We start from the raw sequence: 13,706 nt of genomic DNA on the forward strand, positions 1-13,706 counted from the left end.
GCTACTCGTCGGTCACCCCTCGGGGGACGGAACGACGTTCCGGAACTCGAAGCGCGCCCCGCCGCCGTCGCTCTCGACGACCCGGTACGACCAGTCGTACACCTCGGCGAGTTCGCCGACGAACGCCAGTCCGAGTCCGGTTCCTCCCTCGCTGGCCGCGGTGGTGAATCCCGCCTCGAACACGGCGTTCCGGTCGTCCGCCGGGATACCGCACCCGTCGTCTGCCACGTAGAACCCGCCCGGTAGCTCTCCAACTCGGACGGCCACGTCGCAACCGCCGTGTTGGACCGCGTTCTCGAACAGGTTCCGGAAGAGGTGGCGGACGTACGTCTCGTCGGCTTCCACGACCGCATCGACTTCGACTTCGAGTCTCGCGTCGGGCGCGTCCACGCCCCCCCACGCGTCCCGCGCGACGGCCGAAAGGGAGAGCGAACTGTTCTCGCCGACCGCCTCCCGGCCCCGCGTCAGAATCAGCATCACGTCTATCATGTTCTCGATGCGGTCGAACGCCTCCGTGACGTAGCCGACCGCCTCCGGGTCCGACTCGTCGGAGAGTTGCTGAGCGTAAATCTGGCCGATGGTGACGGGGTTGCGGAGTTCGTGGGCGAGCATGCTGGCGAAGCTTTCGAGTCGCTCGTTCGACTCTTCGAGTTTCGCGACGGTCTCTTCGAGTTTCTGCTCGCGGTCGACCTGTTCGGTGATGTCCTGCGTGAAACTCAGTCCGCCGAAGATGTCGCCGCTCGCGTCTCGGAGCGGTGCCGCCCACAACTGCCACGTTCGGCCGCCGAAGTCGATGGTGATGCTATCGGTCTCGCCGTCCTCGACTGCGCCCCCGAACAGGGATTCGAGTTCCGCCGCGGTGTCCGGAGGGAACACCTCGCTCACGGTGTTGCCTTCGAGCGCCTCCCTGCCGGGAAGTCCGTTACCCAGCGCGGCACCCTGCGTCAGCGTGTACCGGAGGTCCGTGTCGTACGCGCCGACCGCACCGTTCGGGAAGTTCTCGGCGAGAGTTCGGTAGCGGCGCTCGGACTCTTCGAGTTGGCGCTGGTACTCCCGGCGGTCGGTGATGTCCGTTATCGTGGCGACGGCGCGCGTGACCTCGCCGGTCGAGTCCCGGACCGGCATCCCGTGAACCATGACGGTCCGGCGCTCCCCGCTGGCCGTCTCGATTTCGTAGATGTCCGGCTCTGTGACCTCCTCGCCGTCGAGGACGCGCGCGAGGGTCCACTCTTCGGGACCGACGGGTTCGCCGGTGTCGGCCCACCACCCGCGAAACCGGTCGTAGTCGGTGACGCTCTCGGCGTCGAACAACTCTTCGCCCCAGATGTCCCTCGCGGCTTCGTTGGCTTCCACGAGTCGGCCGTCGCGGTCCGCGACCAGAACGCCGACAGGGAGGACCTCGAAGAGGGTTTCGAGTTGCTTTCTGTGTTCTTCGAGTTCCCGCTCGGCCCGCTTTCGTTCGGTGATGTCGGCCAGCGCACCGGGGAACTTGACGGGGTTCCCGTCCTCGTCGCACTCGACGTGTCCGCGGGCCACGACCCACCGTAACTCGCCGTCGTCGTTCCAGACGCGGTACTCCTCGGTGTACTCGCCGCCGGAGTCGACGGCCTCCGCTATCTTCCGCTCGACTCGCTCGCGGTCGTCCTCGTGGACTGCCGAGACGAACCGGTCTAGCGAGACGCCATCGCGGGCCGCTTCGGGGGACACGCCGAACACCTGCGCGAACGAGGCACCCGTGACGAACTCGTCTTCTCGAATGTGCCACTCCCACGTCCCGACCGCTCCGGCCTCGGTCGCGGCCTCCAGTTGCGACTTGGCGTCGCGGAGGTACTGCTCGTGTTCTTTGCGCTCGGTGATGTCTTGGGCCATGGTCATCCCGGCGAACACGTCTCCGCGTTCGTCGGTGATGGGAACCGCGTGGACCAGCCAATCTCGTCCCGCGTACTCCACTTCGACCGACCGCTGTTCGCCGTCTAACGTTGCTTCGAACGCGGGTTCGAGCGTGTCGGCGGCCTCGTCGCCCCACACCTCGCGGAACGACTTCCCTTCCACGTCCTCCGGTTCGACGGGGAACTCGTCGAACGCTTGGCCCGCCGCGAGCGTGTACTCCAAGTCGTGGTCGAACAGCGTCACGATGCCGTTCGGGAAGTTCTCGGCGAGAGTCCGGTAGCGGCGCTCGCTCTCTTCGAGTTTCCGCTGGTTCTCCCGATGGTCGGTGACGTTCTGGGACATCCCGAGCGCCGCGAAGACTTCGCCGCCGTCGTCCCGGACCGGGACGAAGTGAATCTGAAACACGTCGTCGCCGACCTCGGTCTCGAACGAACTCCGCTCGCCGTCGAGTGCGGACTCGTAGCGCGGCACGAGTTCGTCGGCCAACTCCGTCGGGAGGGCGTCGCGGACGCGCTCGGCTTCCAACCCCTCGACCGTGGCGTCGTCTACGATGGGTTCGCCGCCGAAGGTGACGTACCGGAGGTCCTCGTCCACCAGCGCCACGGCACCGTTCGGGAAGTTCTCCACGAGCGTCCGGTAGCGATGCTCGCTCTCTTCGAGTGCGCGCTCGCGGCGCTTGCGCTCGGTCACGTCCTGAAAGTACACCGACAGCCCCGTCTCGGAGGGGTAGGCGCGGACTTCGTACCATAGTTCGCCCGGTTCGGGGTGATGGAACTCGAAGGAAGTCGGCTCTTGGGTCTCCATCGCGGTCCGGTACTGCTCGCCGAGTTTCGAGTCGGCGGCCCACTCGAACACCTCCCAGAAGCACTCGCCGACGAGTCCCTCGCCACGGGAGTCGATTAGCTCCTCGGCGCGGTCGTTGACGTGAGTGAACCGCCACTCGGAGTCAAGCGCGTAGAAGGCGTCGGTGACGCGTCCGAACACCTCGCTGAGTTCGCTCTCCAGTTCGCGCTCGCGGCGCTTGATGTCGGTCACGTCCTCGCCGGTCGTCACCACTCGGTCGATTTCGCCGTCGCCGGTCAGGATTGGTTCGGCGTTGACCGACAGCCATCGGCGTTCGCCGCCGGGGTGTTCGACCTGTAACACCCGGTCGTAGACGGGTTCGCCCGTCTCCAGCGCCCGCGCGAAGGGGTGTTCCTCGACCGGAACCGGCCGACCCCGTTCGTCGTAGGTGGGTCTGTCGGAGGCCGAGTAGGTCTCTCGCTCGCTCTCGGAGACGCCGAGTATCTCTCTGGCCCGTTCGTTCGTCCGCGTGACCGTCCCGTCGGCGTCGATGACGACGACGCCGACGGGACTCGATTCGAGGATTTCGTCGGTCAGGTCGCGGGCGCGTTCGAGTTGTCGCTCGCGCTCGCCGAGTTCCCGTTCGGTCCGCTTGCGTTCGGAAACGTCGCGCAGTACTCCGACCGTCCCCCGAAACGAGTCGTCCTCCACGAGGAGGTTCAACCGCAGTTCGCAGGGAACCCGCTCGCCGTCGGCGGTCTGGACGGGGAACTCGAACGTACTCAGCCGGTCGCCGCCGCTTCCGAGACGCCGCTCTATCTCGCGTTCGATGGTGGTACAGTCGTCGGCGTCGAGAAGGACCGAGACGTGTTCGCCGACCAGTTCGTCGCGCCGGTAGCCCGACAACTCGACGAGGACCTCGTTGACGGCGACGAACCGCCCGTCGGCGTCGAGACGGTAGATGCCGTCGTCTACCGCGTTCAGAAGAGTCCGGTAGTGCTGAAGCGCCTCCGTCTCGTCGGCGTCTCCCCAGAAGTCGGCGTCGGAGGCCTCTGCCCGCTCGCTCATAAGACTGATAGTGAATCTAGTGGAATAAGTCTTCATGTGGTCACGGTTTTTACGGGACGGCGGGGTCGTTCTCTTCCAGAGGTACGAGGCGGCCCGAGGACCCTCGGACCGGAACGTGGCGACGAGCGCGACCGGGAAGCCGCGTCGTCCCCGACGACTCGGCGGACGGCCGGCGTCTGTCGGGTCTGCGCGAGCGAAGCGAGCGCAGACGCCGCCCATACCGCGGTTGACGGCTATTCCCACCTTTCTTTAGACAAATAAGATAATTCTAAAAGCAATCTATAGTTGTCTTTCTCACTTGCGGAGGAAGGCGACGACTTCCTCCGGACTCGCGTCCAACCCGCCGCCCTGCGCGAACGTCGGACTGCCGCCGCCACCGCCGCCGAAGGCGTCGGTCACGTCGTCAACCACGTCGCCCGCGTCCGGACTCCCGCCGGTCGCGGCAACCACGAACGTCGCGCCGTCCTCGCCCGAGAGGACCACCGCGTCGGCCGCGTCACCGGCGAGTTCGCGGGCGCGGTCCGCGACTTCGTTCGGGCCGAACCCCGACACCGTGCCGACTAGCCACTCGCCGCCGTCGCGTTCGAGGGGGTCCTCGCGGAGTTCGGCGAGTCGCGCGTTCAGGACTTCCTCTTTCGCGTCGTTCAGGTCGGCCTCCAGCGTCTCGACCTGCTCGCTGACTCGCTGGGCGGCCTCGGGGAGTTCCGAGACGCCCACGTCGAGGGTCGTGGCGGCCTCCCGCGCGGCGCGCACGTCCGCGGCGCGCCGCCGGATGGCCGTCGGCCCGACGGCGAACTCCACGCGGGTCAGGCCCTCGCCGGGGTTCGACCGGCCGAGGACCGTGACGGGACCGATTTCGCTCGTGTTCGAGACGTGGGTGCCCCCGCAGGCCGCCCAGTCCCAGTCGGCGACGGTGACGACGCGCACGGCGTCCGACTCGCTCATCACGCCCTCCTCGGTTTTGGTGTTGAACGCGACTTCCTCGCGCTCTCGGGCCTCCGCTTCGGGCACCTCCTCCCACGACACGTCCAGCGAGTCCCACACCGCGCGGTTGGTCAGGCGCTCCAGTTCCGCCAGCGTCTCGTCGGTGATGTCGGTCGCGGTGGTGAAGTCCACCCGGACCTTCCGCTCGCCGATGTCGAACCCGCCGTAGCCCAACTCGTCCAGAATCTTGCGGCCCGCGCCGTAGAGAACGTGGCTGGCGGAGTGGGCGCGCATGCAGTAGGTCCGGAAGTCGTCGTCGATTTCGGCCGTGACGCTCTCGCCCGCCGCGAAGTCCGGTTCGGCCGCGAGGTGGTGGACGGTCCGGCCGTCGCGCTTCTGTACGTTCTCGACCGTGACGCCGCCGAGGGTGCCCCGGTCGGCGGGTTGGCCGCCGCTCTCGGCGTAGAAGTACGTCTCGTCCAACACGACCGCTCGGCCGTCCACGTCCGCTACGGTCGCCTCGAAGCGCCGCACGTCGGGGGACTGTGCCGCGAGTTGACTCATATCGTGTCGGAAGACGGCGGGCGGACTAAAAGCTCACGTTGGCGGGGATGCTGACGCGCCGATGGACTGCCGACTCGTCTCGAACCTCATCCGCAGTCGGCCGCGGAGTCGCCCGCGAGCAGGTCGGCCTGCGCTCGCGCCTTGAGGTAGTCGATAGCGGCTATCGCACCCGGTCCCGACAGCAGGAACCCGGCCAACAGCGCCCGGTCGCGCGGGCCGAGTTCGACCCCGAGCGCGGCCATGGCGACGACGAACACCGCCGCGGTCCCGGCCACGCCGCCGACGCGCCTGCTCGCGCGCCCGAAGTCGAACCCCTTCGCTGGCCGCCACACGAGGTTCTCGGCCGCGACTGCGAGTCCGACGCCCTCCGCAATCCCGACGAGCGCGTAGGCCCCCGCGGGGTAGGCGGGAAGCGGGTCGGGGAGCGCGACGACGACCAGCACTGCGACGACCCCGAGGACGCCCGCGGCGCGACTCCGAATCGCACCGAGGAGTCGGGCCGCCAGCGAGGACTCCTCGCGGAGCGAGTCGCTGAGTTGATACATGTCCGTGGTATCGGCGATGGGCGTTATCAATCTTCTCGCGGGGAACCGGGACCGCGGGGCGCGAATCCTCCCAGTCCACGGGACGCACGAGGTCCCACAGTCCACGGGATGCGCGAATCTTCACAATCCACGGGATGCGCCGCGTCTGCGCTCGCGCTCGCGGTTCCGCGCGAGCGCAGACGCACGCGGGGAGGTTCGGGGCGCGGTGCTGTGCGGTGGCGGTTGCGGTGCGGTGCTGTGCGGTCTTGATGGGTTCAAGACTGAAGCTAGCGTCTCGCAGATTCCCACAGACCTCTCGCCGATTCCCACAGACCTCTCGCCGATTCCCACAGACCTCTCGCCGATTCCCACAGACGTTGCCAGAGACCTCTCGCCGGTTCTCGCGGTCGTCGCCAGAGACCTCTCACCGACTCACCGACGACAGTCCGGCGAAAACTCCGAAAAATACCCGCGAAGGCGAGACAGAACTCGCTCAGGCCACGTCTTCGACCGCCGCGCGGAACAGGTCGAAGCCGAGTTCGATTTCGCGCGCGGTCACGTCGAGCGGCGGCAGGAGGCGCAGGGTCTTGTAGCCGCATCCGAGGGTGAGCAGGCCGCGCTTCAGGGCGGCCTTCACGACCGCTTCGCGGCGTTCCTTCGTGTCGAACTCCACCGCGAGCATCAGGCCGCGACCCCGCACGTCCACGACGTTCGGGAGGTCGGCGTCTTCGAGGAGTTCGGTCATCTGACGGCCGCGCTCCGCGACGTTCTCCAGCAGGTCGTACTCGTGGATGGCGTCGATGGTGAACACGCCCTGCATCGAGTCCACGATTTTGCCCGCGCCCCACGTAGAGGAGAGGCGGGCCTTCTCCTTGGGGAACATCTCGGAGTTGGCGACGGTCGCACCCGCGCGAAGCCCCTTCGCCGAGGTAATCACGTCGGGTTCGAGGTCGAGGTGGTCCACGCCCCACATCTCGCCGGTCCGTCCCATCCCGGCCTGAATCTCGTCGCTAATGACGTTCACGTCGAACCGCTCTCGAATCTCGGCGAGGTCGGCGACGAACTCGCCGTGGGGCGTCCGGTAGCCACCCTCGCCCTGCACGGGTTCGAGGATGATGTAGGCCACCTCGTCGGGGTCGATGACGCCCTGTTCGGGGTCGAGTTTGTCCGCGACGACGTTGCCACCGGGTCCGTCGGTCAGCCACTTCGTCCGGTAGGCTTCCTCCGTCGAGGGGTAGGGAACCGAGACCACGCCGCCGACTTCGGGGTAGCCCTTCCGGTGGTTGACCTTCGAGCGATTGAGGCTGAGCGCGCCGAGCGTCCGGCCGTGGAACGCGCCGTCGAAGGTGAACGCGCGGTGGCCGCCCTGCGCGTAGCAGATTTTGATGGCGTTCTCGACGGCCTCCGCGCCCGAGTTAGACAGGAACACGGTGTCCATGTCGTAGTGGCTGGTGAGGTCGGTCAGGCGGTCCATGAGTTGGGTCGGACCCGGCAGTTCGGGTTCCTCGGGCGGCCAGCCACCCGCGGCGTAGAAGTCCTGCCCCGCGATTTTGGTCGGGTCCACGAGGTCGAACTCCTCGAACTTCTCCATAATCTTCGGATTGTTGTACCCGAGCGGCGCGGCGGCGACGTGGCTGGTGAAGTCCATCAGGACGTTGCCGTCCACGTCGGTACAGAAGGGACCCGCCGCCTCCTCGGTGAAGTCCCACACGAAGTCGTAGACGTAGGTACTCGGTGCGGAGAACTGGTGGTGGTAGTCGGCCCACTCTTGGGCACGCTCTCCGGGCATGCCATCGACCGCTGGCTCTACGGTATCTCGGTCCATGACACGGGGTATGGAGAGGCACCCTTTAATTGAATTGGTTTGTTGCGCTTCGGGCAATACTTGCAACAGTTTCGACTCTCGCCGTCGAACTTACACTGTCGCCAACGCCGCGGCGACTGCCGACCCCGCGAGCAGGACGCCGCTCCACGCCGCGACCCGGTAGCTGAACCTCCGGTTCGGCGCGGAGAGGGTCAGCGCGGCTTTCACCGTAATCGAGGAGGCAGTCGCCAGCAGGATGCCGAACACGGCGGTCCCGTGGCCGATGGTGCCCGCCCGGTAGAGCAGGACCGCCGAGGAAGTCGCCCCGGCGCTCGAAACGAGTCCCGACAGCAGGGCCGTCACGTAGAACCCCGCGGACCCGAACTGCTGTTGGGCGACCGCGCCGCCCGCGATGACCAGCAGGAAGATGGCCCCGAATCCGAGGGCGTTCCGGAGCGAGAACGGGCTTTCGAGGTCGATGTCCACGTGTTCGGACCAGTCGGCGGCGTAGGCCGCAATCGCCACGCTCCCGAGGATGACCGCCCCGAGCGGAAGCACCGCGCCGTACAGAATCGGCTTGTCGCTCCCGAGCGAGAACGCCAGCGCGATACCGAGGTTCCGGACCGCCATCGCCGCGTCCGCCAGCAGGATGGCCGCCACGCCGTAGGAGGCCGCCTCGGGGCGCTGGCGAACGTGGTCGAGCATGGTCCCGACGACCGCCGTCGAGGACGCCAGACCGCCGAAGAAGCCGGTGACGGCGATGCCCCGACCGCCGTAGCTCTCGACGACGGCGTAGTTGACGATGCCGATGGCCGCCACCGTGACGACCATCAGCCACACCACGCGGGGTTCGACGCCGAAGGCCAACTCCTCGTCGGGGAGCAGGGGGTAGATGACGAACGCGAGGATGGCGAACTCGACGGCCGACCGGAGTTCTTCCCGGGACATCCCCCACGCGAAACTGTGGAGTTCGCGCTTGAGGACGAGCAACAGCGACGACAGCACCGCCACCGTCACGCCCACGAGGATGAACCCCTCCATCACGAGTGCGCCGACGCCGAAAGAAACCAGCATCGACACCGAAGTCGTCAGCGAGAGACCCTCTTCCTCGTCGTCGGTCAGTCCCTGCACCGCGAGCAGGACGCCCTGCACGATGACGAGCAGACCCCCGAGCATGAGCAGAACGTCCCGGTCGAGGAGCGTGAACACCGCGCCGAGCAGACTGATGAGGGTGAACGTCCGAATCCCGGCGGGTTTGTGTGACCACTCACGCTCCAGTCCGAGGAACAGGCCCAGCGCCCCCGCGAGGGCGATGCGGACGACGTTGCTGTCCAACGGCACTTTGGTGAGGAAGTCGACGATACTCGGCACTTCTCTCACTATGGCTATGTAGGTATAAATATCTCTCCCCAGACGGGACCCGGCGACGACGCGACACCCGGAACTCACCGGTCGGAAACCCGTCTGACTGCGAACGTTTTTACCACAGCGCCACCGTGCCATGGGTATGGTCGGCGGTTTGGACATCGACCGGGCGCGAGTCGGATGGTGGCTGGTCGGGTTGGCGCTCGGCGTAGCCGTGCTGTTCGTCGTCTACTCGTTCGTCGGCACCTTCGTCTTCGGTATCTTCCTCTACTACGCTACTCGGCCGGTCTACAGGCGGCTTCGCCGACGCGTCCGGCCGCCGAGTCTGGCCGTCGCCACCGCGCTGTTCGCGCTGGCGCTTCCGGTACTGCTCCTGATGGCTTACACCGGCGCAATCGCGCTACAGGAGTTCGACAAAATCGCCGACAGGACCGACGTGGACGGTCTCCAGACGACGATTCAACCCTACGTCGATGTCTCGTCGCTGGCCCGGAGTCCCGAGGAACTGCTGGCGAATCCCGACCCCGCGCTGGTCAGCGAAGTCGGGCGGTCGGCGCTGGAGTACGTCGGGTTCATCGGCAACGCGGTGTTGCACCTGTTCGTGATGATTGCCATCGCGTTCTACCTGCTCCGGGACGACCACCGCCTCTCGCGGTTCTTCCGGCGGCAGTTCGGCGACGAGGGCGGCGTCGTGGAGGCCTACGTCCGGGCGGTCGATAGGGACTTCAACAGCATCTTCTTCGGCAACATCCTGAACGCCCTGCTCACGGGGACCATCGGCGCGGCGTCGTACAACGCGCTGAACCTGATTGCGCCCACCGAACTCGTCGTCCCGTTTCCGACGCTGTTGGGCCTGCTGACCGGCGCGGCCAGTCTCATCCCCATCGTCGGGATGAAACTCGTCTACTTCCCCGTCTCGGCGTATCTCGGCGTCGAAACGATGATGGCCGACCCCGCGTTTCTCTGGTTCCCGGCGCTGTTTTTCGCCGTCTCGCTCGTCGTCGTGGACACGATTCCGGACCTCGTGTTGCGGCCCTACGTCTCGGGTCGGAACCTCCATGTCGGTCTCGTGATGCTGGCGTACATCTTCGGACCGCTGTTGTTCGGGTGGTACGGCATCTTCCTCGGACCGATGATACTCGTGTTGGTCGTCCACTTCGTCCGCATCGTCCTGCCGGAATTGGTCGCGGGCGAACCCATCCGACCGTGGGCGGTGGACCCGACCTACCTCTTCGACCCCGAACCGAGGACGAGAGCGAACGAGGATTTCCGGAACGCCGACCGGTCCGCGGACGCGGCCGACGCCGGAGAGACGGACGGCGGAGTCGATACCGAAGTCGGTGGCGGAGGGCCGGACGACGACCCCGAGGACGGGGGCGAGGACACCGCTGGCGCGACTGGGCGCTGACCGGACCGACGCCTCCGGACGAACCTCAGACCTCGACACTCAGTTCGACGTACCGGGCCTCCCACTCCCTCCGGGCCTCGATTTCCCGGTCGCCGCGCCGGGTCAGCGTGTAGAAGTTGGTCCGGCGGTCACGCTGGCCCTTCTCGACTAACCCCTTGTCCACCAGCGTATCGAGGTTCGGGTACAACCGACCGTGGTGAATCTCCTTCTCGTAGTAGTTCTCCAGCTCGTCCTTGATAGCGAGTCCGTGCGGTTCGTCAAGTCCGGCGATGACGTACAGCAGGTCGCGTTGGAAACCCGTCAGGTCGTGCATCGGTAACGTACGGATTAAGAGAGCGATGGAAATGAAGATAACGGCCCTTCGTGGCCGACTCTCGCCGTGTAAACGACCCGGTACGTCTCGGCGAGTCTCGGGTCACGCACGGATTTCTCCGGTCAGCGTCAGGACGAACAGGCGGCGAACTTATCCGCTTGGCCCCCGTCTCTGTAGGTATGCCAGAAGAAGTGCTGTTCAAAACCGAGCGCCGGATGAATCGCAACGACGTTGCGTCCTACCTCCGGACCGTCGCGGAGAAACTGGAGTCGGGCGACTCGATTATGCTGTCGGCGGGCGACCAGTCGGTGACGCTCGACCCGCCCGCCCAACCCACCTTCGAGGTGAAGGCCGAACACGAGACGCCGAGTAGCGGCGGTCCCGGTGAACTCAGCATCGAGTTCGAGTTGGAGTGGGACGAGGACGGTGCCGGCGGGAGCGAGACCGACGCCTCGCTGGAAATCCAGTAGCGTCGGCGAGACGCAGGGTTTTATACGCCGATGTCGAGACACCACCTGACAGATGAACCTCCCGGAGGCCGTAGACGTCGCTGACATCTCGCCGCTCGCGTGGCGACTCCTCCGGACCGCGGCCGACTACGACCAGCGAGCGGTCGAGCGCGAAATCGACGACCTGATGCAGGCCCACGTCTCGATGCTCGAAAGCGGAAGTCGGGGTCTCTCCCGGTCGCGGCGGGCGGCACTCCTCGAACTCTACTCGGCCGAACTCTCCGACGAGCAGGTCGAGGTTCTCGTCGAACACTTCTGAGTTCGGGGGTGACGATTCGTCGGCGATGGCCTGTCGTTTGTTACCGTTTCTGAACCGAGAGGAAAATCGTTAAATATCACCTTCGTACATTCCGATGTGTATCAATGATACAGCTCGGTATGAGTACGGAACGCAGGAAAATCGTCGTATTTCTCGTCGCGGCGCTCGGTGCCGCGGCGCTCGCGTTCGCGCCCTCGCCGGACGGGTTGTCGGTCAGGGGCCAGTACGCGATAGCCACGATGTTCTTCGCCGCGGTGCTGTGGGTGACGGGCGTGGTTCCGCTCGCGGTGACTGCGCTCTCGATTCCGGTCGCGCTGACCGCGTTCGGCGTGTACGGCGACATCGACCCGGCGCTCTCGGGATTCGCCGACCACCTCATCTTCCTGTTCGTCGCGGGATTCATGCTCGCCAACGCGCTCCAGAAGTACAACATCGACCGGCGCATCGCGCTCTGGTTGATGACTAAGATGGGGTCGTCGCCGCGCCGGTTGATTCTGGCCATCATGCTGGCGACGGCCTTCCTCTCGATGTGGGTGTCGAACACGGCGACGACTGCGATGATGACGCCCATCGCGCTGGGCGTCCTCGCGCAGGTCATCGGCCGCGAAGAAGTGCTGGAGGCCGACGCCGACGACGCCGAGGCGTTCTCGAACATGCAGATAGCGACGTTGCTCGGCACGGCCTACGCCGCGAGCGTGGGCGGCGTCGGCACCATCATCGGGACGCCGCCGAACGCGGTGGTCGTCACGCAACTCAACGCGATGCTCGACTACTCCATCGGGTTCGCCGACTGGCTAATCATCGGCCTGCCCATCGTGGCGGTCACGCTCCCGCTGGTGTGGTACCTGCTGACGTTCCACCTCTACCCGCCCGAAATCGAGGACGTGAGCGGCGCGCGCCAGCAGGCCCGGGAGTACCTCGACGAGGAGGGAAGCCTCGGTCCGCGGGGTCGCCGCGTCGCGTACATCTTCACCGCGACCGCGGGGTTGTGGGTCCTCGGCGGATTCGACCTCGTGTTCGAGGGGCTACTCCCCTCCCAGTGGTACACCACCATCTTCGGCGGGCCGGGGATGACCGTCCTCGGCGTCGAAAGCCATCAGGGACTGCTCTACTACGTGATGGTCGGCCTGTACGCGATTCCGGCGCTGGTGCTCGCCGACACGGTGGAGTGGGAGGACCTCGTGGACATCGACTGGGGAACCATCCTGCTGTTCGGCGGCGGCATCTCGCTGGCCGACGCGCTGGAGAAGACCGGCGCAACCAAGTGGATAGCCGAGACCATCTTCGGGTCGCTGACGGGCCAACCCATCCTGCTCGTGGTCGCGGCCGTCGTCCTGCTGGTCATCCTGCTGACCGAGATGACCTCGAACACCGCGACGTCGGCCATCATCGTCCCGATTCTCATCGGCATCGGCGGCATCTTCGCCACGACGCTCGGTCTCACGGAAGTCGCGGCCGCGGTGTTCCTCGCGGTCAGCGGTGCCGTCGCTGCGAGTTTCGCGTTCGCGCTTCCGGTCGCCACGCCGCCGAACGCCATCGTCTTCGGGAGTGGCCACCTCAAGCAGAAGCACATGATGCGCGCCGGGATGGTGCTGAACGTGCTGATGACCGCCATCCTGACGGGTCTCATCTGGTTGCTGTTCAAGTTCGTCTGGCCGGGCTACCTCTGGTAGACCGCCCGCCTGCCCTCGGTCGGCGCTCGACCGACACGGTTTTCGACCTCTCCGTTTCGAAACTTCCCGAACGCCGTAGCCACGGCTACAGGTCTGGACCGGCGACGCTCCCACCGCCACGCGCACGGCCTATCGACCGACAGGGTGGATGAAGGGACCGCCCGGTCGCGTTTACCGCCGTCGTCTGACCGACCCCTTTCCGAGGTGAGCGAAGCGAACCGAAGAGATGTCGGTCAGACGACCGTCCGCGGAGCGACGCGACGCGAACCTCGGCAGTCGCACGCCCGCATGGTTCGAGAGCAACGCTCTCGTCATCCCGAAAATCTTCGATTTTCGGAGACAGCGAAGTGAGCAGGAACGTACGTCTGCCGGTGTCGTCGGCGCTGTGCGCCGACTGCTCGTCACGTAGCGACCAGCGACACTCTTGAACGAAGGCGCGGCTCTGGTGACGAGAGAAGCGACACACTAGCGACTCGTCAGTATCGAAATCCGTAGAGACGAAGCCGTGACTACCGAACTTGTGGACACTCGAAAGCGAATATGGAAAGGAAAGCGGAAAACGCGGGGGTGAAAAAGCCCCGCGAACCGCTTGCCGCCCTGAATTGGTCCCCGCTGACGCTTC

Annotated in this window: 10 protein-coding genes; 4 read left to right on the top strand and 6 right to left on the bottom strand. The window is 66.1% G+C overall.

Annotated elements, in window-relative coordinates; all coding sequences use genetic code 11:
* Positions 1-12: 12 nt before the first annotated feature.
* From P2T60_RS09920 to P2T60_RS09940, 5 genes are all read right to left on the bottom strand, one after another.
* Positions 13-3,741 carry a PAS domain-containing protein gene (locus P2T60_RS09920; protein WP_276279086.1) on the bottom strand — a complete coding sequence of 1,243 codons (3,729 nt, stop codon included), beginning with the start codon at positions 3,739-3,741 and terminating at the stop codon, positions 13-15.
* A 294-nt stretch (positions 3,742-4,035) separates the two neighbouring features.
* On the bottom strand, positions 4,036-5,229 hold the full coding sequence (locus tag P2T60_RS09925; protein ID WP_276279087.1) for an alanyl-tRNA editing protein: 1,194 nt from the start codon (positions 5,227-5,229) through the stop codon (positions 4,036-4,038).
* Between the two features lie 86 nt (positions 5,230-5,315).
* The gene (locus tag P2T60_RS09930) at positions 5,316-5,774 is read right to left on the bottom strand and encodes a hypothetical protein (RefSeq protein ID WP_276279088.1); all 459 of its coding nucleotides are present in this window, start codon (positions 5,772-5,774) and stop codon (positions 5,316-5,318) included.
* 472 nt (positions 5,775-6,246) lie between these two features.
* Positions 6,247-7,578, bottom strand: coding sequence for an aminotransferase class III-fold pyridoxal phosphate-dependent enzyme (locus tag P2T60_RS09935; protein WP_276279089.1), 1,332 nt, complete (start codon positions 7,576-7,578; stop codon positions 6,247-6,249).
* 90 nt (positions 7,579-7,668) lie between these two features.
* Entirely contained in the window at positions 7,669-8,928 is a 1,260-nt protein-coding gene (locus P2T60_RS09940; protein ID WP_276279090.1) for an MgtC/SapB family protein, read from the bottom strand.
* A gap of 136 nt (positions 8,929-9,064) precedes the next feature.
* Here P2T60_RS09940 and P2T60_RS09945 point away from each other — a divergent pair, with 136 nt between their 5' ends.
* Positions 9,065-10,330 (top strand): AI-2E family transporter, encoded by a 1,266-nt coding sequence (locus P2T60_RS09945; protein ID WP_276279091.1) that lies wholly within the window; start codon positions 9,065-9,067, stop codon positions 10,328-10,330.
* 25 nt (positions 10,331-10,355) lie between these two features.
* Here P2T60_RS09945 and P2T60_RS09950 read toward each other — a convergent pair whose 3' ends face one another.
* Positions 10,356-10,643, bottom strand: a complete 288-nt coding sequence (locus P2T60_RS09950) for a PadR family transcriptional regulator (RefSeq protein ID WP_276279092.1) — start codon at positions 10,641-10,643, stop codon at positions 10,356-10,358.
* A 179-nt stretch (positions 10,644-10,822) separates the two neighbouring features.
* Here P2T60_RS09950 and P2T60_RS09955 point away from each other — a divergent pair, with 179 nt between their 5' ends.
* The 3 genes from P2T60_RS09955 to P2T60_RS09965 all read left to right on the top strand — a co-directional run bounded on the left by P2T60_RS09955 (position 10,823) and on the right by P2T60_RS09965 (position 13,084).
* Positions 10,823-11,113: an amphi-Trp domain-containing protein gene (locus P2T60_RS09955; protein ID WP_276279093.1), complete on the top strand. Its 291-nt coding sequence runs from the start codon at positions 10,823-10,825 to the stop codon at positions 11,111-11,113.
* Between the two features lie 52 nt (positions 11,114-11,165).
* Positions 11,166-11,411 carry a hypothetical protein gene (locus P2T60_RS09960; protein WP_276279094.1) on the top strand — a complete coding sequence of 82 codons (246 nt, stop codon included), beginning with the start codon at positions 11,166-11,168 and terminating at the stop codon, positions 11,409-11,411.
* Between the two features lie 104 nt (positions 11,412-11,515).
* Positions 11,516-13,084: an SLC13 family permease gene (locus P2T60_RS09965; RefSeq protein WP_276279095.1), complete on the top strand. Its 1,569-nt coding sequence runs from the start codon at positions 11,516-11,518 to the stop codon at positions 13,082-13,084.
* Positions 13,085-13,706 lie beyond the last annotated feature (622 nt).

The organism is Halorussus caseinilyticus, assembly GCF_029338395.1.
Classification (GTDB): domain Archaea; phylum Halobacteriota; class Halobacteria; order Halobacteriales; family Haladaptataceae; genus Halorussus; species Halorussus caseinilyticus.